Genomic DNA, 23,489 nt, shown 5'->3' with positions numbered 1-23,489 from the left:
AAATGCCATGGACGTTACAGCCCTCCGCGCCCTGCAAGCGCCACTTAAGGACGAGTACCGCAACAACCCCGACGCGGCCGTCATCACGCTGAAGGCCAAGGGCGAGCTCGACGACCAGCACATCGCCTGCAAGGTCGAGACCGGCCGTGCCATCGCGCTCGCCGGTCTGCACCCGGCGACGGGCGGCTCGGGCGCGGAACTCTGCTCCGGCGACATGCTGCTGGAAGCGCTGGTCGCCTGCGCCGGCGTGACGCTTAAGGCCGTCGCGACGGCGCTCGAGATCGAACTCAAGAAGGGTGTCGTCCGTGCCGAGGGCGATCTCGACTTCCGCGGCACGCTCGGCGTCGCCAAGGACGCGGCGGTCGGTTTCAAGGCGATCCGCCTCTTCTTCGACGTCGAGACCGACGCGCCCCAGGAAAAGCTCGACTCGCTGCTGAAGCTGACCGAGCGCTACTGCGTGGTGTTCCAGACGCTGAACGTGAAGCCGGAACTCTCGGCGGCGCTCAAGACCGCCTGATCACTCCGCCGCATTCTTCAGCGAGAGGCCCTGCGCGAAGGGCAGTGTCGGCTCGGCCTTGGCCTCGTCGAAGTCGAGCGCCACGATCCGCTCGCCGCGGCTGGTGATCTTGGTCGCGGAGGTGCGGATTCCGGAGACGTCCTCCTGCGCCTGGCGGAAATGCTGGTCGAGCTTTTCGGCCCGCTCGCCGAGGCGCCGGATGTCGGCGAGCAGCTTGCCGACCTCGGCCTGGATCACCTGCGCCTCCTCGCGCATCCGCGCATCGCGCACCAGCGACTGCATCAGCTGGATCGCCAGCGCCAGCAGCGAGGGCGAGACGATCATGATCCGGGCGCGATGGGCCTTCTGGATCACGTCGTCGAAATGCTCGTGCAGATCGGCGTAGATCGATTCCGACGGCACGAAGAGCAGCGCCATGTCCTGCGTCTCGCCCGGCAGGAAATAGCGCTCCGCGATGTCCTTTACATGCACGCCGACATCGTTGCGCACGCGGGACCCGGCGGCCTTCCTGGCATCGTCGCCGCGCGCCTCGCGGAGCTGCGTGAAGCTTTCCAGCGGGAACTTCGCGTCGATGACGAGGCCGCGCCCGTCGCCCGGCAGCGTCACCAGGCAGTCCGGCCGCTTGCCGTTGGAAAGCTGGGGCTGGAACGCGAAGAAGGCGCTCGGCAGTCCGTCACGGATGATCGCCTCCATCCGGCCCTGGCCATAGGCGCCGCGCGCCTGCTTGTTGGAGAGCACGTCGCGCAGCGTCACGACTTCCGAGGTCAGGCTGGTCAGGTTCTTCTGGGCGTTGTCAATCACGGCCAGCCGCTCCTGCAGCTTGCCGAGGCTCTCGGTGGTCTGGCGGACGTTCTGCTCCAGTCCGGACCCGACCTGCTGGCGCAGGCCATCCATCCGGTCGGCGACCAGCCGTGCCAGGTCGCCCTGCCGCGTCGACAGGATCTCGGCCATGGACTGCATGCGCCCGGTCATTTCGGCTTGGAGCCGGTTCAACTCGGCGACCTTGTCGTCCATTTCGCGGGCGCGCTCCGCGGCGATGGCGGCTTCCAGTGCGCGGCCCCGGCCGGCGCGCCATGACGACAGCGACATGATCAGGAGCAGCGCGAGGCAAAGGGCCGCGAAGCCGAAAGCGGCCTCGGCCCAAGTCACCGGCCTGTCGAGCAGGATGAAGGCGATCTCTTTCATGTCGCGATCCTAGCCGATTCGGGTGAATGAATTCGAACGAAAGCGGAACAGTTTGACCCGGTGCGTGCAAGGGCTTATGTCGCCCCTTCATCACGAAATCCTGCGCAGAAATCCCTTCATGGCCATCCGCCCTCTCGTCATCCTGCCCGACGCCCAGCTTCGCCTGGTCTCGACCCCGGTCGCGGAGATCACGCCCGAGATCCGTACGCTCGTCTCCGACATGTTCGAGACGATGTATGATGCGCCGGGCATCGGCCTCGCCGCCATTCAGATCGGCATTCCCAAGCGCGTGGTGACGCTCGACGTCGCCAAGCGCGCGCCGGACGAGAAGGAAGAGGCGGCGGGCGAAGAGGAGGGCGAGGGCGCCCAGGAGAAGCGCGACGCGCAGCCGCGCAATCCCATGGCCTTCATCAATCCCGAGATCACCTGGTCGTCCGAGGAGCGCAGCGTCTATGAGGAAGGCTGCCTCTCGATCCCGGAATACTACGAGGAGGTCGAGCGCCCGGCTTCGGTCAGGGTCCGCTACACCGATCTCGACGGCAAGCAGCAGGAGATCGAGGCCGACGGGCTGCTGGCAACCTGCCTGCAGCACGAGATCGACCACCTCAACGGCGTGCTGTTCATCGATCATCTCTCGCGCCTCAAGCGCGAGCGCGTCACCAAGCGTTTCGCCAAGCAGGCGGCGCGGCGCTAGGCACAGCGCTCGCATTGTTGATCTTTATCCCGGGTCTCCCAGCGGTCGCCCGGGACCATCGCATTTCTGAGGTAGCATCGAGCGTATGAGTCTGCGCGTCATCTTCATGGGCACCCCCGATTTCGCGGTGCCGACCCTCACCGAGATCATCGGCCAGGGCCACGAGGTCGTGAGCTGCTATACGCGCGCGCCTGCCCAGGCCGGGCGCGGGCTGGAGCTGAAGCCGTCGCCCGTGCACAAGGCGGCCGAGCGCTTCGGCATCCCGGTCTTCACGCCCAGGACACTGAAGACGCCGGAGGCCGCGGAGCAGATCGCCTCGCACCAGGCCGACGTCGCGGTCGTCGTCGCCTATGGCATGATCCTGCCCCAGGCGATCCTCGATCTGCCGGAGCTCGGCTGCCTCAACCTGCATGCCTCGCTGCTGCCGCGCTGGCGCGGCGCGGCACCGATTCAGCGCGCGGTGATGGCGGGTGATGCCGAAAGCGGCGTCTGCGTCATGAAGATGGAGGCGGGTCTCGATACCGGCCCGGTAGGCATGGTCGAGCGGCTGGCGATCGGCCCGGACATGACTGCGGGCGAATTGCACGACCAGCTCGCGCCGCTCGGCGCCGACCTGATGGTGCGTGCTCTCGCGGCGCTCGGCCGGGGCGGCTTGCACTTCACGCCGCAGCCCGAAGACGGCGTCACCTATGCCGCCAAGATCGGCAATGCAGAGGCGAAGCTGAACTGGGCGAGGCCAGCGAGGCAGGTACATGATCTCGTGCGTGGGCTTTCGCCCTTTCCCGGAGCCTTCGCCGAGATCGATCTCGGCAAGGGGGCCGAGCGTCTTAAGGTCCTGCGTACGGCGCTGGCGGGTGGGGCGGCCGAGCCCGGCATGCTGCTCGACGACGAAGGCACCGTCGCCTGTGCCGAGGGGGCGGTGAAGCTGCTCCAGGTCCAGCGCGCCGGGGGGCGGCCGATGAGCGGAATCGAGTTCCTTCGAGGCGCGCGGCTCGCTGCCGGCGCCAAGCTCTGATGCCGCGCTACAAGCTCGTGATCGAATATGACGGCACGCCCTTCTCGGGCTGGCAGCGCCAGCTCAACGGGCCCTCCGTCCAGCAGAGCATCGAGGAGGCGATAGAGGCCTTCTGCGGCCATGCGGTGCGATTGCACTGCGCTGGGCGCACCGATGCCGGCGTCCATGCCACCCATCAGGTCGCCCATGTCGATCTCGACAAGGAATGGCGCACGGATGTGGTGCGCGACGCCAGCAATGCCCGCCTGAAGCGCCTGCCAGTGGCGGTCGTCAGCGCCCAGGCGGTTTCCGACGAATTCGACGCGCGGATCTCGGCGACGCGGCGCTACTACATCTATCGCATCCTCGACCGGCGCGCTCAGCCGGCGCTCGATCGCGACCGGCTCTGGCATGTCCCGATCAAGCTCGATCACGAGGCGATGGACCGTGCCGGCAAGGCGCTGCTGGGCCATCACGACTTCACCACCTTCCGCGCCGCCGAATGCCAGGCCAACAGTCCGATGCGGACGCTGGATCGGCTCGATGTCCGGCGCGAGGGTGACGAGATCGTGGTCTATGCTCATGCCCGCTCCTTCCTGCATCATCAGGTCCGCTCGATCGTGGGCTGCCTGAAGATGGTCGGGGCGGGGCGCTGGCCGGAGAACAAGCTGGGCAAGGTCCTGGCGGCACGCGACCGTTCGCAATGCGCGGCACTGGCGCCGCCCTGTGGCCTGTATCTGGCCGGGGTGGACTACTAGAAGCGCGGCAGACGCCTGATCGAGACGGCGTCAGCGGCGGTGCCTCAGAGCGGCAGCAGTCCGAAGAGCCGCACGACGCTGTAGTCGGCCACCATGCTCGCCAGCACGATCGGAGCAGCGAGCCGGCTCTCCGGCCCGAAGGCGGCCCGCGCCACGCAGTAGCGCAGCCGCAGGACGATCGTGACGAAGGCGAGCGCCTGCAGTCCAGCGAGGCTCGGATACGACCAGCCGATCGCAAACACAGCGGCCGGCACGGCGATCAGGCTGGCCGAGACGATGCCGGCCCAGTTCCAGGCGATGACGAAGCTGGTGAAGCGCGGCGCGTGCACGAGATGCGGCGCCAGCCCGATCAGCAGGGCGGGAACCGCCAGCACGGCGAGAAGCTCGGCGCCGATCACGGCCATGGTCAGGCTGGGGGAGGCGAACAAGCCGGCCGAATTGGGCAGGCCGGCCAGAAGGCGGACAGCCGCCAGGATCGCGATCGTCGCGGGCAGCATCAGCGCGAAGGCGGCGAAAGAGCGCCAGAACCCTTCGCGCGTCAGGTCCAGTTCCTCGAGGGCCTCGGAGCCGCGCGTCATCAGGTGCCATGAGCCGCGCAGCGAGCGCGCCACGTCGTCAGCAGCAAGCCTCATCGTTCGCTTCCTTAGACTTTCGTCTAAGACGACTATCGACCCGCCGGGCCGAAGCGTCAAGAGCCATGCTGCACTGCAAAATAATCGTGGAGCAGCCGATACGTGATCCGCTCCAGCGCCAGCAGGTCAGCCACGGCGACCTGTTCATCGACCTGATGCATGGTTTGGCCGACGACACCGTATTCGACGACCGGGCAATAATTCTTGATGAAGCGCGCATCCGAGGTGCCGCCCGTCGTAGAGAGGGCCGGGCGCTTCCCGGTTTCGGCCTCGACCGCGTCGGCGACCATCGCGACGAAGGGGCCCGGCTGCGTCAGGAACGCCACCGAATTGGTCGGCTCGAAGCTGATCTCGTAGCGGACGGCGTTACCGGCCGCCTCGTGCAGGCGCCGCTCGATCTCCGCGGCCAGCGTCGCCGGTGTCCAGACATCGTTGAAGCGGATGTTGAAGACGGCTTTCGCCTGCGCTGGCACCACATTCGTAGCGGGATTGCCCACATCGAGCGTCGTGACTTCGAGGTTGCTCGGATCGAAATGCTCGGTTCCGGCGTCGAGGGGCGTGGCGTCGAGCGCCGCCAACAACCGGACCATGCCGCGAATCGGATTCTCGGCGAGATGCGGGTAGCCGACATGGCCCTGCTTGCCATTGACGGTCAGCCGGCCGGTCAGCGAGCCGCGCCGGCCGATCTTGATCATGTCGCTCATCGAGGACGGGTTCGTCGGCTCGCCGAGCAGGCAATGGTCGAAGCGCTGGCCGCGCGCATGCGCCCATTCGAGCAGCTTGACGGTGCCGTTGACGGCGGGGCCTTCCTCGTCACCGGTAACGAGGAAGGCGATCGAACCCGGAGCCTCGGGGTTTTCACGGCGGAAGCGCAGGGCGGCCGCTGCCATCGCGGCGAGCCCGCCCTTCATGTCGCAGGCGCCGCGCCCATGCAGGATGCCGTTCTCGACGGTCCCGCCGAAGGGATCCCGCGTCCAGGCCGCGGCATCGCCGACCGGCACGACATCGGTGTGGCCGGCGATGGCGAAGACCGGTCCCTCCGTGCCGATCCGGGCATAGAGGTTCTCGACATCCGGCGTGCCTGGCGCGCTGAAGACGGGCCGCTCGACGCTGTAGCCCGCGTTTGAGAGCGCCGAGCCGAGCAGCGCCAATGCGCCGCCCTCATGCGGCGTCACCGAAGCGCAGCGGACCAGCGCCTGAGTCAGCGCAACGGGGTCGAGGGGATCGAGGTCGGAGAGTGCGGTGGTGTCCATGCCCCCGCTTTAGCATCGGCGCCATCGGCCGCAAGCGGTTCCCCGCCCAGCGCCGAAGGCATCAGGCCGAGATCGACGAGGGCGAACAGCCAGGCGATCAGGGAGACCGTCTCGAGCGAGGGCGCCCAGGCATAGGGCAGCCAGGGCTGGAGCTGGCCGGGCAGGACGATCGCGCAGACCAGCAGGATTCCGTAAAGCGGCGCGCTGCCGCGATCGGCGGCACGCTTGGCCGCCAGCGCCGCCCAGGGGAACAACGCGAAGGCCTGGGCGAAGGCAATGATCTTCTCGGCCTCGAAATAGAACAGGGCCGGTGCCGTCTGCCGGACGCCGAGCAGGGCGAACGCCACCAGTGCGCTCCCCAGCCAGAAGCGGCCGAGGCCGATACGTCCGTCAAAGTCTGTGAGCAGGCGGAAAAGTGACATCGAGCAGTCTCCGATGTCGCCAATCTGGCATGCCCGGGCCGCGGCTGGAAGGATATGGTGAATAAAGGGTTAACGCGCCTGGGTCGGGTGCGTCGCAGAAAAGGCTTGAATGCCGGGCGCCGCGCCGCTAGCTGCGGCTACAGGTGTTGGCATTCCGCAGACGAGACTTGGGGCTTCGCCCAGACTTGGGCTTCGAGCGGTCGGGCCCGATGTCGGATTTGAGGGGCGCCGGAGCCCGAGCGAGGTTTGCGACATGACCATCCGTTTTCATCGCGGCGATCTGCCGGACGGCTTTGACGCTGGCGCCAGCATCGCGATCGATACCGAGACGCTCGGGCTGAATCCCCATCGTGACCGGCTCTGCGTGGTCCAGCTCTCGCGCGGCGACGGCACGGCCGATGTCGTGCAGATCCCGAAAGGCGGCGAGCGCCCGGTCAACCTGATCCGGCTGCTGGAGGATCCCTCGGTCCTCAAGCTGTTTCATTTCGCGCGCTTCGATATCGCCGTGCTGCGCCAGGCCTTCGGCGTCGTCACCGGCCCGGTCTACTGCACCAAGATCGCCTCAAAGCTCACCCGCACCTACACCGACCGGCACGGCCTCAAGGATCTGGTGCGGGAACTGCTCGGGGTCGAGCTTTCCAAGCAGCAGCAATCCTCCGATTGGGGCGCCGACACACTGAGCGATGCCCAGCTCGCCTATGCGGCCTCGGATGTGCTGCATCTGCATGCGCTGCATGGCCGGCTCGAGACGATGCTGGCCCGCGAGGGGCGTCGCGATCTCGCCAAGGCCTGCTTCGACTTCCTGCCCTTCCGCGCCGAGCTGGATCTGGCGGGCTGGCCGGAGACCGATATCTTTGCGCATACTTGACAAATTCTAAGGCTTCTTGCGTCAGTCTGGCTGTGGCTGGCCGGTGCGAGGGCGCGCGCCGGATGACACGAAAAAGCCGTTAGAAACTGCCATTGCGCGGGGCATGACTGTGGCTGTGACAACCAATGACTGGGCCGCCCGCCCTGACGGGAGCGGGGAGGCCAAGAGGCTGGCGCGCCGTCAGGCGGCCTTTGGCGCCGCACGCCGGCACACCATACTCGTCCGCTTCATGCGCCGCGCCATTCCGATCGGCGCCGTCGTTGCGGTGCTGGTCCTGATCGTAGCGCCCTTCTTCAGCCCACTGCGCGGAATCGCCAACGTGTCGCTCGGGGCGGTCGGGATTTCCGGGGGCAAGGTGAAGATGGATACGCCTCGCCTCTCGGGCTATCGCAAGGACAACCGCCCCTATGAGGTGACGGCCGAAGCGGCTCTCCAGGAGATCCGTAACCCGACGCAGGTCGAACTGCAGACGCTGACGGCGCGGCTGCAGATGGAGCGCGAGGGCTGGGTCACCGTCAACGCCAAGACCGGGCACTTCGATACGCAGAAGGAAAAGCTGCGGCTCGTGGACGATGTCCGCATCAAGACCGAGGGCGGCTACGACATCCGCATGAAGACGGCCGATGTCGACTTCAAGGGCGGGACCGTGGTCTCGAAGGATCCGGTCAAGGTCAGCATCGACACGAACACGGTCGATGCCGATGCGCTCGACGTGAAGGACAATGGCGCGCTGATCGCTTTCCAGGGCCGGGTCCGCGTCTATATTCCCAATGCGCCGGCCGGCACCATCGCGGGGCCCGAGCGGGAAGGCAGCACGCCGCAGCTGGAATTGCTTCAGTCGGTTCGCACCGCCCCCGCTGGCGAGGCGGCGCCGACGGACAAGCAGCCGAACAGGACGGGAGAGTGACAATGCAGGTAGCCATGAACCACTTCGGCTTCGCCCGCGTCGGCGCCGTCTCCCGGCATGTCGCCCTGTTCGCGGCGGTCGCGGGCGCCATCCTCGTCGGCGCGCAGCAGGACGGGTTCGCGCAGGGACGCGCGCGCGGCGGCAGCGGCGCGGCAAGCTCGCCGCTCGGCGGCCTCGGTGGTGACAGCAAGGAGCCGATCAAGATCGACGCCGACAAGCTCGACGTGCTCGACAAGGAGAACCGCGCCGTGTTCAGCGGCAACGTCGTCGCCGTCCAGGGCGAGACGACGGTGCGCTGCACGGTGATGACCGTGTTCTACGAGGGGCGCAGCGGCGGGCAGGGCGGAGCGGGCGCAGCGCGCGCGCCGGCCGCGCCTGCGGCCCCCGCTGCCGCCGTCGCGGCGCCCGGGCAGTCCAACGACTCGTCGATCAAGCGTATCGAATGCAAGGGGCCTGTCACCGTCGTCTCGAAGACGCAGGCGGCGACGTCCGACAACGCGGTCTTCGATCGCGCGGCGAACAAGGTGATCATGACGGGCAATGTAGCGCTGAACGACGGCCCCAACATCACGCGCGGCGAGAAGCTGACCTACGACACCGTCACCGGCGTCGCCAATGTCGAGACCAACAAGGGCGGTCGCGTTCAGGGCTTCTTCGTGCCGAACTCGACCGAAGCCGGTGCCAAGCCCGCGGCCGGGGCTACGCCCGCCAAGCCGGCGACGCCGACCAACTGAGCCGGTTTCGCACGCTCCGCGGGCATCCCGCCGTCCTTTCTCCAGACCAGGCACAGCACCCGCAGTGACGATCTCCGACATGCCTCAATCCGATACGGTGCCCGCCCGCGAAGTGCCGACGACCCAGCCGCGCAGTGCAGGCATGTTCAATCGCCTGTTCGGTCGATCCGGGCGCGGTCATGAAGGTGTCGTCGGTATCGGCGCTTCGGAAGCCGCCGCGATCGGTGGCCCCGGCATCCTGGCGGTTAGCGGCCTGCGCAAGAGCTATGGCGGCCGCACCGTCGTGACCGATGCCAGCCTGCACCTGCGCCAGGGCGAGGCCGTCGGGCTGCTCGGTCCCAACGGTGCCGGCAAGACCACGATCTTCTACATGATCACGGGCCTCGTCGCGGCCGATCTCGGCACGATTTCGCTCGAAGGCAACGACATCACGCAGCTGCCGATGTACCAGCGCGCACGGCTGGGCATCGGCTACCTGCCACAGGAGGCCTCGATCTTCCGCGGCCTCAGCGTCGAGGACAACATCCGCGCGGTTCTCGAGGTCGTCGAGCCGAACCGCAAGGAGCGCGAGCGCCAGCTCGACCAGCTGCTCGAGGAGTTCACCATCGCGCGCCTGCGCAAGGCGCCGTCGATCGCGCTCTCGGGCGGCGAGCGGCGCCGTTGCGAAATCGCGCGCGCGCTCGCCGGCAAGCCCTCCTTCATCCTGCTCGACGAGCCCTTCGCCGGCATCGATCCGATCGCGGTCGGCGACATTCAGGCGTTGGTGCGGCAGCTCACCGATCGCGGCATCGGCGTCCTGATCACGGACCACAACGTCCGCGAGACGCTCGGCCTCGTCGATCGCGCCTACATCATCCATTCCGGCCGTGTGCTGACCGAGGGGTCGCCGGCCGAGATCATCGCCAACCCGGATGTCCGCCGTGTCTATCTCGGCGAGGATTTCCGGCTCTGAGCGAGTGCCGCGACGCTACGCCACGCATTCCCGGTGATTGCCGCGCGCAGCCAGGGCATGGTGCGCGACGCCCTTTCCGGGTGTAATCGGCTTCGCAGCGCGCCATCGGGGCTTGGTTCCGGCCATTGCGGCTGCAACCATAGTCTCATGTTGCGGCGCAAAAATTTCCCTGCTCAATGACAGGGCAAGCCTTTGACGCGCTCGCTGGACGGCGCTAGTCTGACCTCTTAGCAAGAAGTGTGCCGAATTGGCGCGCTGGCACGAAAGGGTCGATGCCGCAATGGCGATGATGCCTCGCATGGAGCTGCGTCAGGGCCAGTCCCTGATCATGACGCCGCAATTGCTGCAGGCGATCAAGCTTCTGCAATTGTCGCATCTCGAACTGCAGAACTTCGTCGAGGGGGAGCTGGAACGCAATCCCTTGCTGGAACGCGACGATGCGTCGGACGGTCCGTTCCAGGCCGATGGTGGCGACAACGCCCACGCGGCCGATCCCGAGGCCTATGCCCGTGCCGAAAGCCTGAACAGCCAGGAGGGGATGGAAAGCCGGCTCGGCACCGGGCTCGACAACGTCTTCCAGGGCGAGCAGCCGAGCGTCGCGCGACTGGATACACGCGGAGCCGACAGCCTCCCCATCATCGGCGGCGCCTATGGCGGCTCCGGCGGCTCCTTCGAGGACGGGCCGGATGGCTTCGAGAGCGGGCTGACCGTCGAGACTTCGCTGCACGAACATCTCAGCACCCAACTCGACCTCGCGGTGCATGATCCAGCCGAGCGCCTGATAGGCCGTCACCTCATCGATGCCGTCGATGATTCCGGCTATCTCGGCGAGGCCGTCCCCGACGTCGCGGAGCGGTTGGGCGTCTCGGTCGCCCGCGTCGAAAGCGTGCTGCGCATCGTCCAGAGCTTCGATCCCTCGGGCGTCGCGGCGCGCGATGTCTGCGAATGCCTCTCCATTCAACTGCGCGACCGGGATCGCTTCGACCCGGCGATGCAGATCCTCGTCGCCAATCTCCACCTCGTCGCCAAGCGCGACTTCGCCGCGCTCAAGCGGCTCTGTGGCGTCGATGACGAGGATATCGCCGATATGGTCGCCGAGGTTCGGCGACTCGATCCCAAGCCCGGCCGCGGTTTCGGCGGTGCGGCGGCCGAGACGGTGGTGCCGGACGTCTTCATCCGCGCTGCCCCCGATGGCTCCTGGCTGGTCGATCTGAATCCCGACACGCTACCCCGCGTGCTGATCAACCAGACCTACCATGCGCGGGTCTCAAAGGCGGCGCGCAGCGAGGAGGACAAGGCGTTCATCGCGGAGTGCCTGCAGACGGCCAACTGGCTGACCCGTTCGCTGGAGCAGCGCGCCCGCACCATCCTGAAGGTGGCGAGCGAGATCGTGCGCCAGCAGGACGGGTTCTTCGCCCATGGCGTCGAGCATCTGCGTCCGCTGAACCTCAAGACGGTGGCCGACGCCATCGGCATGCATGAATCGACCGTCTCGCGCGTCACCTCGAACAAGTATCTGATCTGCTCGCGCGGCGTTTTCGAGATGAAGTACTTCTTCTCCGCTGCGATCGCCGCGACCGGCTATGGCGAGGCCCATTCGGCGGAAGCCGTGCGCTTCCGCATCCGCCAGATGATCGACGACGAGGAGCCGGCCGATGTGCTGTCCGACGATGCGATCGTCGCGCGGCTCAAGGCTGGCGGCATCGACATCGCGCGCCGCACCGTCGCGAAGTATCGTGAATCCCTGCGCATCCCGTCGTCGATGGAGCGTCGCCGCGAGAAGGTCGCCATGGCTATGGGCGGACGCTGAGCCGGCGGGCGCACAGCCTCGCCTGTTTGAGCCATATCATTGACATACCCGGTAGCCAGTTCTTAGCTCCTAGAGATGGCCGATCTCCTGGCCATGGCTAACTAGGGGAAGCACTCCATGAGCTTGCGAATCTCCGGCAAGAATCTCGATGTCGGCGAAGCCCTGCGTGGGCAGGCCGAGGCCCGCGTCGCCGCTGCGCTCGGCAAATATTTCGAGGGCGGCTATCAGGGACACGTCACCGTCGGAAAGGATGGTACGGCCTTCAAGACGGACGGCGTGCTGCATCTGTCGTCGGGAATCACGCTCGAGGCCTCGGGCACCGCGCATGATGCCTATGCCAGCCTCGACAAGATGGCGGAGCGTATCGAGAAGCGGCTGCGCCGCTACAAGCGGCGGCTCAAGGATCGCTCGGCATCGGCGAATGGTCGCGATGCGGGTGTCGAAATCCCCAGCTATGTGATCGCGGCCCCGGACCAGGAAATCGAGGAAATCGAGCACGAAGGGGCCGGGGACAACCCGGTGATCGTCGCCGAAACGACGAAATCCCTGCATGTCAGGACCGTTGGCGACGCCGTCGCGGAACTCGACCTCACCGGCGCGCCGGTGGTGATCTTCCGCCATGCTGGCAATGGCAGGATGAACGTCGTATACCGCCGCCGCGACGGCAACATCGGCTGGATCGATCCGCCGGCGTCGTTGTCGTAGGTCTGGCGGGGTTCCGCGCGGACCCCGAACCTGGACCCTGCCGCAGTCATTCCGAGCGCGGCATGGGACATGCATGGACTGGCGCATGACGCTGATCGATCTCCTGACACCCGCGGCGGTGATTTCGCCGCTGCGGGCCAACGGCAAGAAGCAGGCGCTGCAGGAACTGGCCCAGCACGCGGCGCTGGCGACAGGCCTGCCCGAGCGCGAGCTGTACGAGTCGCTGCTGCAGCGCGAACGCCTGGGCTCGACCGGCATCGGCGACGGCATCGCGATCCCGCATGGGCGCATGCCGGGCATCGACCGGCTGGTCGGCCTGTTCGCGCGCGCCGAAAAGCCGATCGATTTCGACGCCCTCGACGGCCAGCCCGTCGACATCATTTTCGTGCTGATCGCCCCCGAAGGCGCTGGTGCCGATCACCTGAAGGCGCTGGCGCGCGTCGCCCGCGTGCTGCGCAACCCCTCGGTGCTCGAACAGATCCGAGGCATTCGCGATCCCGCCGCGATCTACGCCATCCTCGCTGAATCGGCTGCGAAGGCAGCCTGAGCTCGGCATTGGCCTCGCGCCCGAAGCGCTGGAAGCGCTGCTGGCCCTGAGCCCATCGCGGTCTCTTTCATTTGACCAGATCGCAACATCGTCTATTCGATCCGGCGATCCTTCTGCCCGCTGGGCGGAAGGGACGCCGTTCAATGCCGGAGTGCCGCTGATGGCCTATACCCATGTCGATCTCTTTCCGCTCGGCGAGGACAAGACGCCCTACCGCGCGCTCGGCAGCGAAGGCGTTTCGGTCGAGAAGATCGGCGACCGCGAGGTGCTGAGCGTCTCTCGTGAGGCGATCCGCAAGCTCTCCGAACAGGCCTTCATCGACATCAACCATCTGCTGCGCCCGGGTCATCTCGCCCAGCTCGCCAAGATCCTCGACGATCCCGAGGCGACCTCGAACGACAAGTTCGTCGCCTACGACCTCCTCAAGAACGCCAACATCGCCGCCGGCGGCGTGCTGCCGATGTGCCAGGACACCGGCACCGCGATCATCATGGGCAAGAAGGGTCGCATGGTGTGGACCGACGGCGAGGATGAGCAGGCCTTGGGCGAAGGCGTCGCCGATGCCTATTTCAAGCGCAATCTGCGCTACTCCCAGGTCGCGCCGCTGTCGATGTTCGAGGAGAAGAACACCGCGACCAACTTGCCGGCGCAAATCGACATCTATGCCGAGGGCAAGGGCCATGCGGAGGACGCCTACAAGTTCCTCTTCGTCGCCAAGGGCGGCGGCTCGGCGAACAAGACCTTCCTCTTCCAGGCGACGCCCTCGCTGCTGACGAAGGACCGGATGATCGCCTTCCTGAAGGAGAAGATCCTGACGCTCGGCACGGCCGCCTGCCCGCCCTACCACCTCGCCATCGTCATCGGCGGCACCTCGGCCGAGCAGAACCTCAAGACCGTCAAGCTCGCCTCGACCAAGTATCTCGATGCGCTGCCGACCGAGGGCTCCCCGCTCGGCCACGCCTTCCGAGACCTCGCCATGGAGGAGGAGGTCCACAAGCTGACCCAGTCGCTCGGCGTCGGCGCGCAGTTCGGCGGCAAGTACTTCTGCCACGACGTCCGCGTCATCCGCCTGCCGCGCCATGGCGCCTCGCTGCCGATCGGGCTCGGCGTCTCCTGCTCGGCTGACCGGCAGGCCAAGGGCAAGATCACCCGGGACGGCATCTTCCTCGAGGCGTTGGAGACCAACCCGGCGAAGTATATGCCCGAGGTCGAGGATGCCTCGCTTGGCGGCGACGTGGTCAAGATCGACCTCAACCGGCCGATGAGCGAGATCCTCGCGGCGCTGACGAAGTATCCGGTGAAGACGCGGCTTTCGCTGACCGGCACGATCATCGTCGCCCGCGATTCCGCCCACGCCAAGATCCGAGAGCGGCTCGAAAGCGGGCAGGGCATGCCCGACTACCTGAAGAACCATCCGGTCTATTACGCCGGCCCGGCCAAGACGCCGGAGGGCTTTGCCTCCGGTTCCTTCGGGCCGACGACCGCTGGCCGAATGGACTCCTTCGTCGACCAGTTCCAGTCCTTCGGCGGCTCGATGGTGATGCTCGCCAAGGGCAATCGCTCTGCCTCGGTGCGCGAAGCCTGCAAGAAGCATGGCGGCTTCTATCTCGGCTCGATCGGCGGCCCAGCCGCCCGTCTCGCCCAGGACTGCATCCGCAAGGTCGAGCTGCTGGAATATCCCGAGCTCGGCATGGAGGCAGTCTGGCGCATCGAGGTCGAGGACTTCCCGGCCTTCATCGTCATCGACGACAAGGGCAACGACTTCTTCAAGGAGCTCAACCTCGGATGAGGAGCCTTGCCCTCGGCGGTCTCGCCCTCGCGCTGCTCGGGATCGCGCAGCCCGCCCCGGCGCAGAACCGCCCGGCGACCTGCTCGCGCGACCTCTTCCAGAACGAGGCCGGCCTGCGCCGCCAGCAATCGCGTCTGACCGCCGTGGCCAGTGCCGACCAGGCGACGCAGTGTCGGACCTGGCGCGAGCATGTCGGCTTCCTGCAGAATGCCCGCTCCATCTTCGCGACCTGCCAGAGCGGGAACGAGCGCGCACAGAATGTCGCTCTGATGGATTCCGAACTGGCCGATTACCGCGCGCTGCTCGCCAATCGCTGCGGCGGCAAGCGCTGAACCCCGCCTCCCGTCATTGCGATCGGCGGACACCCGCAAGCAGAGGACACACGCAATGACCGATCAGCCGCAATCGCCTCTCGGCGTCGCCGTCGTCCCGGTGACGCCTTTCCAGCAGAACTGCTCGATCATCTGGTGCACGCGCACGAAGCAGGCCGTGATCGTCGATCCGGGTGGTGATGTCGGGGTGATCCAGGGGGCGCTGAAGGAGATCGGCGTCACGCCGGCTGCGATCTGGCTGACCCACGGCCATCTCGACCATGCCGGCGGCGCGACCGAACTGGCGGAAAAGCTCTCGATCCCGATCATCGGGCCGCATGAGGCCGACAAGTTCCTGCTCGACGATCTGCCGAAATCGGGCCTGCGCTTCGACATTCTCGACATGAAGGCGGTCACGCCGTCGCGCTGGCTCGTAGAGGGCGACGAGATCTCGGTCGGAGATGTCAGCTTCTCGGTTCAGCATGTGCCTGGCCATACGCCCGGCCACATCACCTTCTTCCAGAAGGATCTGCGCTTCCTGCTCGCGGGTGACACGGTCTTCGCCGGATCGGTCGGCCGCACCGATTTTCCCTATGGCAGCCACGAGACGCTGATTGCCGGCATCAAGTCCAAGCTCGTGCCGCTCGGCGACGACGTCCAGTTCCTGCCGGGGCATGGGCCTGCGAGCACGCTCGGCGAGGAGCGGCAGAACAATCCGTTCCTACAGGGCTGAGCGGCGCGGCGACGCGCGCCTGTGCCACGGGCCTGAAAACGCCAACGGCCATGCAGCGGAACGGTGCGCGTACATCCGGCGTCACACGTTCGGCTCATGGCCGTCTTTCGCGGCAACGGAGGACAGTGGAACGCCCTCGACATCGCCGATGAGACCGAGATGGGGAGGGCTCGTTCCGATTACAAGGCCTCTGGCGAAAATGAGCTGCGCCACTCGTAACTCGCGTCGGGTTCGCCTTCTTCATTCTGCGTGCCGTCGCCGAGAGCGACGAGACGAAAGCCGTGGCGCTCGTAGAAGGCGCGCGCCGGCGCGTTGCGTTGGAACGTGAACAGGCCGAGCCGGGCGGGGCTGCGTTCCTTGGCCTTGGCCAGCAGATGCGAGCCGATGCCGCGACGGAACTGACCGGGCAGCAGGTAGAGCTGCTCGAGTTCTTCGCCCTCGAGCATCACGAAGCCGAGGATGAGGCCAGCCTGGCGCGCGACCCAGGTCTCGCCAGTGGCGAGCATCACGGTTGCAATCCAGTCGCGCACTTCTGCGTCGCTGTGGCAGCGGCGCAGATAGGGCAGGGCGTCAGTCCGCGATGCGAGATAGAGCGTGGCGATCTCCCCGGCATCGCCGGGAGTGGCACGTTCGATCACGAAGGACACGGTCCCCTGCATCGGGGCGACTTGCGTCGTCTCAGGCGTTGAAGACGCCCAGCAGGAAATCCTGCTTGCCGATATGGAAGCCGTTATGGCGCAGGATGCCGTGGGCAGTCGCGGCGTGGAAATAGAAGTTCGGGATGGCGAAGCGCGTGAGATAGGCTTCGCCCTTCATCGTCACCGTCGCCGAGGGGCCGCGCGGAAAGGTGACGTCGCGGGAAAGTCCCGCATCGAGGGCGGCTGCATCGGCCGCCGCGATGAAGGCCAGCGTCTTGGCGATGCGTTCCTTCAGCTCGGGAAAGCTCTTCTCCTCGTCCGGAAAGCGCGGGTTGTCGCCGCCCGAAAGCCGCGCCACCGTGTTCTTGGCGAAGTCGCAGCAGAGCTGGATCTGCCGCGTGAAGGGCAGCATGTCGGGTGCGAGCCTCGCGGTCAGCACGACCTCCGGCTGGATCTTGCGGCTCTCTGCCTGCTCGACGACCTTGTCGATGATGGCGTCGAGCGCGCGAAGCGTCTGTACGAAGCCGGAAAGGGCGGCAGCCTGGACTGTGAGCGACATGGCGGGATCCTCGAAACGACAACGGGCCCGGAAAGGGCCCGCTGCGTGAAGCTATAGAGGAGATTTCTCCACGGCGCTCTGCGCCCGGAGATCAATCCTTCGCGCGCTCGACATAGGAGCCGTCGGCCGTCATCACGACGATGCGGGTACCGACGCCGACATGCGGCGGAACCGCGCTGCGCACACCGTTCGACAGGATCGCCGGCTTGTAGGAGGAGGAGGCCGTCTGGCCCTTCGTCACCGGCTCGGTCTCGACGACCTCGAGAGTCACGCGCTGGGGCAGCTCGATCGCCACGGCCTTGTCCTCGAACACCGAGAGCGAGACCTTCATGCCTTCCTGGAGATAGGGGGCGGAGTCGCCGACCACATCCTTATCGACATGGATCTGGTCGTAGGTCTCGGGGTTCATGAAGACGTATTGTTCGCCGTCCTGATAGAGATAGGTGAAGTCGCGGTCCTCGACATAGGCGCGCTCGACCTGCTCGGTCGTCTTGTAGCGCTGCGTGACCTTCACGCCGTCGGCGATGCGGCGCATGTCGATCTGCGTCGTCGGGGTGCCCTTGCCGGGGAAGAAGCTCTCGGCCGAGAGAACCGAGCACAGGTGCCCGTCGACTTCGAGGACGTTGCCCTTGCGGACGGAAGAGGCGATGACCTTGACCACGTGAATGTCCTTCTGGTGCGCGGCGCGCCCGCGCGCTATGCGAATTCGATCGCCGCGCAACTACCGCATCCACGCGCGAAACGAAAGCTTTCCGACGCATCCGGCCCGAGATTCGATGAGTTCCTCCGTCACGCCACTCTGGCGGCCCGACATCCATGCCGACCGACGCCCGGCGCTGCTGACGCGCGGGCGCGTCAAGGCGGCGCTGCGGCGCTGGTTCGAAGCGCGCGACTTCGTCGAGGTCGAGGCGGCGATCTTGCAGGTCTCGCCCGGGAACGAGACGCATCTGCACGGCTTCGCCACCACGCTGATCGACAACGCCGCGCAGCCGCATCCCTATTATCTTCACACCTCACCGGAATTTGCAGCCAAGAAGCTGCTGGCGGCGGGCGAGGCGCGGATTTTCGATTTCGCGCGCGTGTTCCGCAATCGTGAGCGGACCGCTTTGCATCATCCCGAATTCACGATGCTGGAATGGTACCGTGCGGGCGAAGATTACGAGACGCTGATGCGCGACAGTGCCGCCCTGCTCGCGGAAGCTGCACGGGCTGCGGGCGTCGATGTGCTGCGTTGGCGCGGCATCGAGGCCGACCCCTTCGCGGAGCCCGAGCGCCTGACGCTGCAGGACGCTTTCGGCCGTTACGCCGGAATCGATCTGCTCCGCACCGTGACTGCGGATCATGACGTCGATCGCGGCGGGCTTGCCGCCGATGCGATCGAGGCCGGCATCCGCGTGGCCGATGACGACACATGGTCCGACATTTTCAGCCGCGTGCTGTCGGAGAAGGTCGAGCCTCATCTGGGTCGCGGACGCGCCACGATCCTGTGCGAATATCCGATCTCCGAGGCCGCGCTGGCGCGGCCCAAGCCCGGCGATCCGCGGGTCGCCGAGCGCTTCGAGCTTTATGCCTGCGGCGTCGAGCTGGCGAATGCCTTCGGCGAATTGACCGACCCGGCCGAGCAGCGCCGGCGCTTCGAGGCTGACATGGACGAGAAGGCGCGCATCTATGGCGAGCGTTATCCGATCGATGAGGATTTCCTCGCCGCACTCGCTGCGATGCCGCCGGCGAGCGGTATCGCGCTTGGCTTCGATCGGCTGGTGATGCTCTGCACCGGCGCCCGCCGTATCGAGGACGTGCTCTGGACGCCGGTCGCGGAACCGGGCAGGGGAGGGGCATGACCCTTCACCAGCTCCCCGGCGGCCAGCCGCTGCGCAGCGTCGACGCGCTCATCGATGCAGGTCTGGCCGCGCCGGAGCAGCGCGAGGCGCTGCAGGCTGTGGCCGCGCGCTACGCGGTTTCGGTGACGCCGGCCATGGTCGAACTCATCGATCCGACCGATGCTGCCGATCCGATCGCGCGCCAGTTCGTCCCCGACTCCGCCGAACGCGTGACTCTGCCGCAGGAGATCGCCGATCCGATTGGCGACGAGGCCCATTCGCCGGTCGAAGGCGTGGTTCATCGCTATCCCGACCGAGCGCTCCTTAAGCTGGTTCATGCCTGCCCAGTCTATTGCCGCTTCTGCTTCCGGCGCGAGATGGTCGGGCCCGGCGGCGACGCGCTGACGGGTGACAAGCTCAATGCCGCGCTGGCCTATCTCGCCGGCCATCCGGAGATCTGGGAGGTCATCCTGACCGGCGGCGATCCCTTCATCCTTTCGGCCCGTCGTATCCGAGAGGTTGCCAAGCGCCTCGCCGCGATCCCGCACATCAAGGTCGTGCGCTGGCACACGCGCGTGCCGATCGTCGATCCCGGCAGGATCACCGGGGACTATGCGCGGGCGCTGCGTATCCCTGGCAAGGCGAGCTATGTCGCTGTTCACGCCAATCATCCGCGCGAGTTCTCCGATGCCGCTCGCGCCGCCCTCGCGACGCTGGCCGATGCCGGCCATGTCCTGGTCAGCCAGAGCGTCCTCCTCAAGGGCGTCAATGCCGATGTCGAGACGCTGTCCGCCCTGATGCGCGCCTTCGTCGAGAACCGCGTGAAGCCCTATTATCTCCACCATCCCGATCTCGCGCCCGGTACGGCGCGCTTCCGCCTTTCGCTGGAGGAAGGGCAGGCTCTCGTCAAAAGCCTGCGAGGCCATCTGTCCGGCCTGTGCCAGCCGACCTATATCCTCGACATCCCCGGCGGGGCGGGAAAGATCCCTGTCGGCCCGACCTTCCTCTCGGCCTGCGAGGCGCCGGGTGCCGAGGCATTCGCCGAGGACCGCCATGGCGAGCAGCATCGCTATCCACCGGGCTGAAGGCGACAGGCGGCGAACCGCGAAGGACATGCACATGCAAGAGAAACTGCCGATCGCGATCGTCTCCGATCTGGCCTGCCCCTGGTGCTTCATCGGCAAGGCTAGGCTCGAGACCGCGCTCGCCCGCAATGGGCTGACCGAGCGCGTCGCCATCACCTGGCTGCCCTACGAGCTGAACCCGGACATGCCGGCCGAAGGCATGGATCGCACGCAGTATCTCGACGCCAAGTTCGGCGCCGGCAAGCGCCGCGAGATCGAGCTGCGCCTGTCGGAAGCCGCGCTCGAAAGCGGCGTCACCTTCAACTGGGCGGCGGTCAAGAAGAGCGTCAATACCCGCATGGCGCATATGCTGGTCGCGGCTGCCTCGACCGTGCAGCGCGGCGGCGAGATGAAGGCGGCGCTGTTCAAGGCCTATTGGCAGGACGGCCGCGACATCGGCGACCTCGAGACGCTCGTCCAGATCGCCGTCGAGCAGGGCTTCGACGAGCAGGCCGCGCGCGACGAACTCGCCAATGACGAGCTGCGCGAGACCATCGTCGGGCTTGAGGCTCATGCGGCCCAGGTCGGCGTCACCGGCGTGCCGTTCTTCATCGTCGACGGCAAGCTGGCGGTCTCGGGCGCGCAGACGCCGGATGTCTGGGCCAAGGTCTTCGCCCAGGTGCTGTCCGACGCGGCCTGAAGGCCGCGAAGCTTGCAACCGCGCTCGAATCATGCGCCTTCCCCGCAGGCAGCGGAGGGGCGATGATGCAGAAGATCAACGACATGCGCGATCGGCTGATCGTGGCCCTCGATGTGCCGACGATCTGGGACGCCTACCGCATCGTCTCGACGCTGGGTGACGGCGCGACCTTCTACAAGATTGGCTATCGCCTCGCCTTCGCCGGCGGGCTCGATCTCGCCCGGCAGCTTACGAGCGAAGGCAAGAAGGTCTTTCTCGACCTCAAGCTGCACGATATCGGCAACACCGTCACCGAAGGCGTCGACTCGCTGACCAAGCTCGGGGTCACCTTCCTGACTGTTCACGCCTACCCCCAGACCATGCGCGGCGCCGTCGAGGGCCGCGGCGATGCCGCGCTGAAGCTGCTCGCCGTCACGGCCCTGACCTCCTATGACGATGGCGATCTGCGCGATGCAGGCTACGGGCTCGCCGTGCGCGATCTCGTGCGCCTGCGCGCCGAACAGGCCCGTACCGCCGGTATCGACGGCATCGTCTGTTCGGCCGCCGAGACTGCAATCGTCCGCGACGTGATCGGCGGCGACATGGTCATCGTCACGCCAGGCATCCGCCCCGCCGACAGTGCCGCCGGCGACCAGAAGCGCACCCTGACACCGGGCGAGGCGATCCGCGCCGGGGTCGATCATCTCGTCGTCGGGCGCCCCATCATCCGTGCGGCCGACCCGCGCGGCGCGGCCGCTGCGATCATGGACGAGATCGCGGCGGCCTCATAAGCTTCGCAGGAACGCGATTCGCGCACCCCGCTCCAGCAGACGGATACGCTCATGCCCAAGGGATATGTCATCGGCCGCGCCAAGGTCACCGACGCGACCAAGTGGGGCGCCTATGCGGCGAAGGCCTCCGAAGTGATGAAAATCTATGGCGGCACGCCGATCGTACGCGGTGGTCAGATGACGGTGGGCGAGGGCGAAGGCCGCGCCCGCAACGTCGTCATCGAGTTCGCGGATTTCGCCTCGGCGCGGGCCTATCTGTTCTCTCCCGAATATGCCGAGGCCCGCAAGCTGCGCGAGGGCGCCGGCGAGATCGACCTCGTTGCGGTCGAGGGGGCGTGAGGATGGCGAAGGGCTATTGGATCGCTCGGCTCGATGTCGAGAACGAGGAGGAATATGCCCGCTACCGCGCCCTGAATGCGGTCGCCTTCGCGAAGTATGGCGCGAAGTTCCTGGTGCGCGGCGGCGAGTACAAGCTCGCGCGCGGCGCGGGCCGCAAGCACAACGTCGTCCTGGAGTTCAAGGACGAAGCGACGGCGCGAGCCTGCTACGCTTCACCTGAATACCAGGAGGCGGTGAAGCACCTTGCCCAAGTCGGCCAGGTCGATCTCGTCATCATCGGCGGCTACGACGGGGCCCAGCCCGGCGAATAGGCCGGCCTCCACGACGCCTCAGGGACGGGCCGCAGCGAGCTCAGATGGACCGGCTTCAGCAGGACAGCCTCACCGCCATCGGCGTCATCAGCGGCACCTCGATGGACGGCATCGACGTCTCGCTCGTCACCAGCGACGGTCGCGATGCCGTCAGCTTCGGTGCCGGACAATCCTACCCCTATCGCGACGAGACGCGCCGGGCGCTTCAGGCGCTGATAGCCGAGCCCGAGCGCGCACTGACCGAGCCGTTGGCCGAACTGGAGGCGGCGGTCACGGCCGACCACCTCGCCGCGGTCCGGCATTTTATCGCCGACCACGGCCACGATCCGGCCGATATCGATCTCGTCGGGCTCCATGGCCAGACGGTCTATCACCGGCCCCAGCAGCGCTTCACCCGCCAGTTGATCGATGGTCCGGCCGTTGCCGCGGCGCTCGGCATCCCGACGGTCGACCGTTTCCGCTATGCCGATGTCGCCGCGGGCGGGGAGGGCGCGCCGTTCGCGCCGCTCTATCATCGCGCCCTTGCTCAGGGCATGGCACAGCCCGTCATGGTGCTGAACCTCGGCGGCGTCGGCAATGTCACCTATATCGACGGCGACACCGTCATCGCTTTCGACACGGGGCCCGCCAGCGCGATCCTCGATGATTTCGTGCTGCGCCGGCTTGGGCGCCCCTTCGACGCCGATGGCGAGTTGGCAGCGAGTGGCCGCGTCCATGAGGAGCTTGTCGCCACCTTCATGGACAATCCGTTCTTCGACCGGCCGGCGCCAAAGTCGCTCGACCGGAATGATTTCCATCGCCGTGCCCAGATCACGGAGCCGCTTTCCGACGCCGATGGCGCGGCGACGCTCGCAGCCTTCACCGTGGAAAGCCTGGTCGCAGCGCTACGCCACGTGCCGCAAGCGCCGAAGCGCTGGCTTGTCGGTGGCGGAGGCCGGCTTAATCGCCATTTCATGAACCGCCTCGCGGAGCGACTCGGTGTGCCGGTCGAGCCGGTGGAGGCTGCAGGCTGGGATGGTGACTCCCTCGAGGCGCAGCTCTTCGCCTATCTCGCCATCCGATCGGTGAAGGGGCTGCCGCTCAGCCTGCCTTCGACCACGGGCGTCCCAAGTCCGCTCACAGGCGGCAGGCTCAACCGGGCCGGCTGACGTCACAAAACTGTCGGCGCCCAGCCGCTATGGATGCCGGTAGCCGAATTCGACGATTCGAAAATTTTCGGATTCGGCCGAAATGCCCGCCGAGAGGCCCAAAAGCGCGCTCCGGCAGGCCTAAATCGGTCGGAAGCCGGCTCGTGGAAGCGCCGGGGCGGGACCGGTCGTCACTTTTTTGAAAAATCGCTGTTGACTTGGTCCGGGGGGTCCGCCTATAAACCGCCCATCGAGACGGCGCCGCCGCTGAGCGGCGCCTCTTCTGCGCTTCACTGGAACGCCAGGCTGTGACGCCGACTTGCTCGGCCGAATGCCTGTCTCTGCTGAGG

The 23,489-nt window shown here is 66.8% G+C and carries 28 protein-coding genes; 21 read left to right on the top strand and 7 right to left on the bottom strand.

Annotated features, from left to right (window positions below; all coding sequences use genetic code 11):
• Positions 1-7 precede the first annotated feature (7 nt).
• Positions 8-517 (top strand): OsmC family protein, encoded by a 510-nt coding sequence (locus tag VGN82_RS25930; RefSeq protein ID WP_327529991.1) that lies wholly within the window; start codon positions 8-10, stop codon positions 515-517.
• Here VGN82_RS25930 and VGN82_RS25925 read toward each other — a convergent pair whose 3' ends face one another.
• Entirely contained in the window at positions 518-1,702 is a 1,185-nt protein-coding gene (locus tag VGN82_RS25925; protein ID WP_327529990.1) for a DNA recombination protein RmuC, read from the bottom strand.
• A gap of 118 nt (positions 1,703-1,820) precedes the next feature.
• Here VGN82_RS25925 and def point away from each other — a divergent pair, with 118 nt between their 5' ends.
• From def to truA, 3 genes are all read left to right on the top strand, one after another.
• Positions 1,821-2,396, top strand: coding sequence for a peptide deformylase (gene def, locus VGN82_RS25920; RefSeq protein WP_327529989.1), 576 nt, complete (start codon positions 1,821-1,823; stop codon positions 2,394-2,396).
• 85 nt (positions 2,397-2,481) lie between these two features.
• On the top strand, positions 2,482-3,411 hold the full coding sequence (gene fmt, locus VGN82_RS25915; protein ID WP_327529988.1) for a methionyl-tRNA formyltransferase: 930 nt from the start codon (positions 2,482-2,484) through the stop codon (positions 3,409-3,411).
• The gene (truA, locus tag VGN82_RS25910; protein ID WP_327529987.1) at positions 3,411-4,148 is read left to right on the top strand and encodes a tRNA pseudouridine(38-40) synthase TruA; all 738 of its coding nucleotides are present in this window, start codon (positions 3,411-3,413) and stop codon (positions 4,146-4,148) included. The genes fmt and truA overlap by 1 nt, the downstream gene beginning before the upstream one ends.
• A gap of 44 nt (positions 4,149-4,192) precedes the next feature.
• Here the strand turns inward: truA and VGN82_RS25905 are convergent, their stop codons facing one another.
• The 3 genes from VGN82_RS25905 to VGN82_RS25895 are packed head-to-tail and all read right to left on the bottom strand — an operon-like array spanning position 4,193 to position 6,455.
• Positions 4,193-4,780, bottom strand: a complete 588-nt coding sequence (locus VGN82_RS25905; RefSeq protein WP_327529986.1) for a hypothetical protein — start codon at positions 4,778-4,780, stop codon at positions 4,193-4,195.
• A 56-nt stretch (positions 4,781-4,836) separates the two neighbouring features.
• The gene (gene dapE / locus VGN82_RS25900; RefSeq protein ID WP_327529985.1) at positions 4,837-6,033 is read right to left on the bottom strand and encodes a succinyl-diaminopimelate desuccinylase; all 1,197 of its coding nucleotides are present in this window, start codon (positions 6,031-6,033) and stop codon (positions 4,837-4,839) included.
• Positions 5,982-6,455, bottom strand: a complete 474-nt coding sequence (locus VGN82_RS25895; protein WP_327529984.1) for a hypothetical protein — start codon at positions 6,453-6,455, stop codon at positions 5,982-5,984. The genes dapE and VGN82_RS25895 overlap by 52 nt, the downstream gene beginning before the upstream one ends.
• A gap of 253 nt (positions 6,456-6,708) precedes the next feature.
• On the opposite strand from VGN82_RS25895, the gene VGN82_RS25890 reads away from it, so the two are divergent.
• The 10 genes from VGN82_RS25890 to VGN82_RS25845 all read left to right on the top strand — a co-directional run bounded on the left by VGN82_RS25890 (position 6,709) and on the right by VGN82_RS25845 (position 15,811).
• A complete protein-coding gene (locus VGN82_RS25890; protein WP_327529983.1) occupies positions 6,709-7,323 on the top strand; it encodes a ribonuclease D in 615 nt (204 codons plus the stop codon).
• A 115-nt stretch (positions 7,324-7,438) separates the two neighbouring features.
• On the top strand, positions 7,439-8,230 hold the full coding sequence (gene lptC / locus VGN82_RS25885; RefSeq protein ID WP_327529982.1) for an LPS export ABC transporter periplasmic protein LptC: 792 nt from the start codon (positions 7,439-7,441) through the stop codon (positions 8,228-8,230).
• 2 nt (positions 8,231-8,232) lie between these two features.
• The gene (locus VGN82_RS25880; RefSeq protein ID WP_327529981.1) at positions 8,233-8,964 is read left to right on the top strand and encodes an LptA/OstA family protein; all 732 of its coding nucleotides are present in this window, start codon (positions 8,233-8,235) and stop codon (positions 8,962-8,964) included.
• Between the two features lie 142 nt (positions 8,965-9,106).
• On the top strand, positions 9,107-9,916 hold the full coding sequence (gene lptB, locus VGN82_RS25875; protein WP_414644405.1) for an LPS export ABC transporter ATP-binding protein: 810 nt from the start codon (positions 9,107-9,109) through the stop codon (positions 9,914-9,916).
• A gap of 280 nt (positions 9,917-10,196) precedes the next feature.
• On the top strand, positions 10,197-11,726 hold the full coding sequence (gene rpoN / locus VGN82_RS25870; protein ID WP_327529979.1) for an RNA polymerase factor sigma-54: 1,530 nt from the start codon (positions 10,197-10,199) through the stop codon (positions 11,724-11,726).
• A 117-nt stretch (positions 11,727-11,843) separates the two neighbouring features.
• Positions 11,844-12,431, top strand: coding sequence for a ribosome hibernation-promoting factor, HPF/YfiA family (gene hpf / locus VGN82_RS25865; protein WP_327529978.1), 588 nt, complete (start codon positions 11,844-11,846; stop codon positions 12,429-12,431).
• Between the two features lie 85 nt (positions 12,432-12,516).
• The gene (gene ptsN / locus VGN82_RS25860; protein ID WP_327529977.1) at positions 12,517-12,978 is read left to right on the top strand and encodes a PTS IIA-like nitrogen regulatory protein PtsN; all 462 of its coding nucleotides are present in this window, start codon (positions 12,517-12,519) and stop codon (positions 12,976-12,978) included.
• Between the two features lie 160 nt (positions 12,979-13,138).
• On the top strand, positions 13,139-14,767 hold the full coding sequence (locus VGN82_RS25855) for a fumarate hydratase (RefSeq protein WP_327529976.1): 1,629 nt from the start codon (positions 13,139-13,141) through the stop codon (positions 14,765-14,767).
• Positions 14,764-15,099 (top strand): hypothetical protein, encoded by a 336-nt coding sequence (locus VGN82_RS25850; RefSeq protein ID WP_327529975.1) that lies wholly within the window; start codon positions 14,764-14,766, stop codon positions 15,097-15,099. Before VGN82_RS25855 ends, VGN82_RS25850 begins: the two co-directional genes overlap by 4 nt.
• Positions 15,100-15,154: 55 nt before the next feature.
• A complete protein-coding gene (locus VGN82_RS25845) occupies positions 15,155-15,811 on the top strand; it encodes an MBL fold metallo-hydrolase (RefSeq protein ID WP_327529974.1) in 657 nt (218 codons plus the stop codon).
• Positions 15,812-15,990: 179 nt separating this feature from the next.
• On the opposite strand, the gene VGN82_RS25840 is transcribed toward VGN82_RS25845, so the two are convergent.
• The 3 genes from VGN82_RS25840 to efp all read right to left on the bottom strand — a co-directional run bounded on the left by VGN82_RS25840 (position 15,991) and on the right by efp (position 17,669).
• On the bottom strand, positions 15,991-16,458 hold the full coding sequence (locus VGN82_RS25840) for a GNAT family N-acetyltransferase (RefSeq protein ID WP_327529973.1): 468 nt from the start codon (positions 16,456-16,458) through the stop codon (positions 15,991-15,993).
• 31 nt (positions 16,459-16,489) lie between these two features.
• The gene (locus VGN82_RS25835) at positions 16,490-17,008 is read right to left on the bottom strand and encodes a DUF1993 domain-containing protein (RefSeq protein ID WP_327529972.1); all 519 of its coding nucleotides are present in this window, start codon (positions 17,006-17,008) and stop codon (positions 16,490-16,492) included.
• Positions 17,009-17,099: 91 nt separating this feature from the next.
• Positions 17,100-17,669 carry an elongation factor P gene (gene efp, locus VGN82_RS25830; protein WP_327529971.1) on the bottom strand — a complete coding sequence of 190 codons (570 nt, stop codon included), beginning with the start codon at positions 17,667-17,669 and terminating at the stop codon, positions 17,100-17,102.
• 115 nt (positions 17,670-17,784) lie between these two features.
• Here efp and epmA point away from each other — a divergent pair, with 115 nt between their 5' ends.
• The 7 genes from epmA (at position 17,785) to VGN82_RS25795 (ending at position 23,160) form a co-directional block, all read left to right on the top strand.
• Positions 17,785-18,849 carry an EF-P lysine aminoacylase EpmA gene (gene epmA / locus VGN82_RS25825; protein ID WP_327529970.1) on the top strand — a complete coding sequence of 355 codons (1,065 nt, stop codon included), beginning with the start codon at positions 17,785-17,787 and terminating at the stop codon, positions 18,847-18,849.
• Positions 18,846-19,913: a lysine-2,3-aminomutase-like protein gene (locus VGN82_RS25820; RefSeq protein WP_327529969.1), complete on the top strand. Its 1,068-nt coding sequence runs from the start codon at positions 18,846-18,848 to the stop codon at positions 19,911-19,913. Before epmA ends, VGN82_RS25820 begins: the two co-directional genes overlap by 4 nt.
• Before the next feature lie 34 nt (positions 19,914-19,947).
• On the top strand, positions 19,948-20,592 hold the full coding sequence (locus VGN82_RS25815; protein WP_327529968.1) for a DsbA family oxidoreductase: 645 nt from the start codon (positions 19,948-19,950) through the stop codon (positions 20,590-20,592).
• Positions 20,593-20,657: 65 nt separating this feature from the next.
• A complete protein-coding gene (pyrF, locus tag VGN82_RS25810; protein WP_327529967.1) occupies positions 20,658-21,362 on the top strand; it encodes an orotidine-5'-phosphate decarboxylase in 705 nt (234 codons plus the stop codon).
• Positions 21,363-21,413: 51 nt separating this feature from the next.
• Complete coding sequence (locus VGN82_RS25805) at positions 21,414-21,701, top strand: DUF1330 domain-containing protein (RefSeq protein ID WP_327529966.1); 288 nt, start codon at positions 21,414-21,416, stop codon at positions 21,699-21,701.
• Between the two features lie 2 nt (positions 21,702-21,703).
• Positions 21,704-22,012: a DUF1330 domain-containing protein gene (locus VGN82_RS25800; protein ID WP_327529965.1), complete on the top strand. Its 309-nt coding sequence runs from the start codon at positions 21,704-21,706 to the stop codon at positions 22,010-22,012.
• Between the two features lie 44 nt (positions 22,013-22,056).
• Positions 22,057-23,160 (top strand): anhydro-N-acetylmuramic acid kinase, encoded by a 1,104-nt coding sequence (locus VGN82_RS25795; protein WP_327529964.1) that lies wholly within the window; start codon positions 22,057-22,059, stop codon positions 23,158-23,160.
• The last annotated feature ends 329 nt before the right edge of the window (positions 23,161-23,489 follow it).

Origin of the sequence: Allobosea sp. (assembly GCF_035999205.1) — a bacterium.
Classification (GTDB): domain Bacteria; phylum Pseudomonadota; class Alphaproteobacteria; order Rhizobiales; family Beijerinckiaceae; genus Allobosea.
This window is presented reverse-complemented; position numbering and strand designations above follow the sequence as displayed.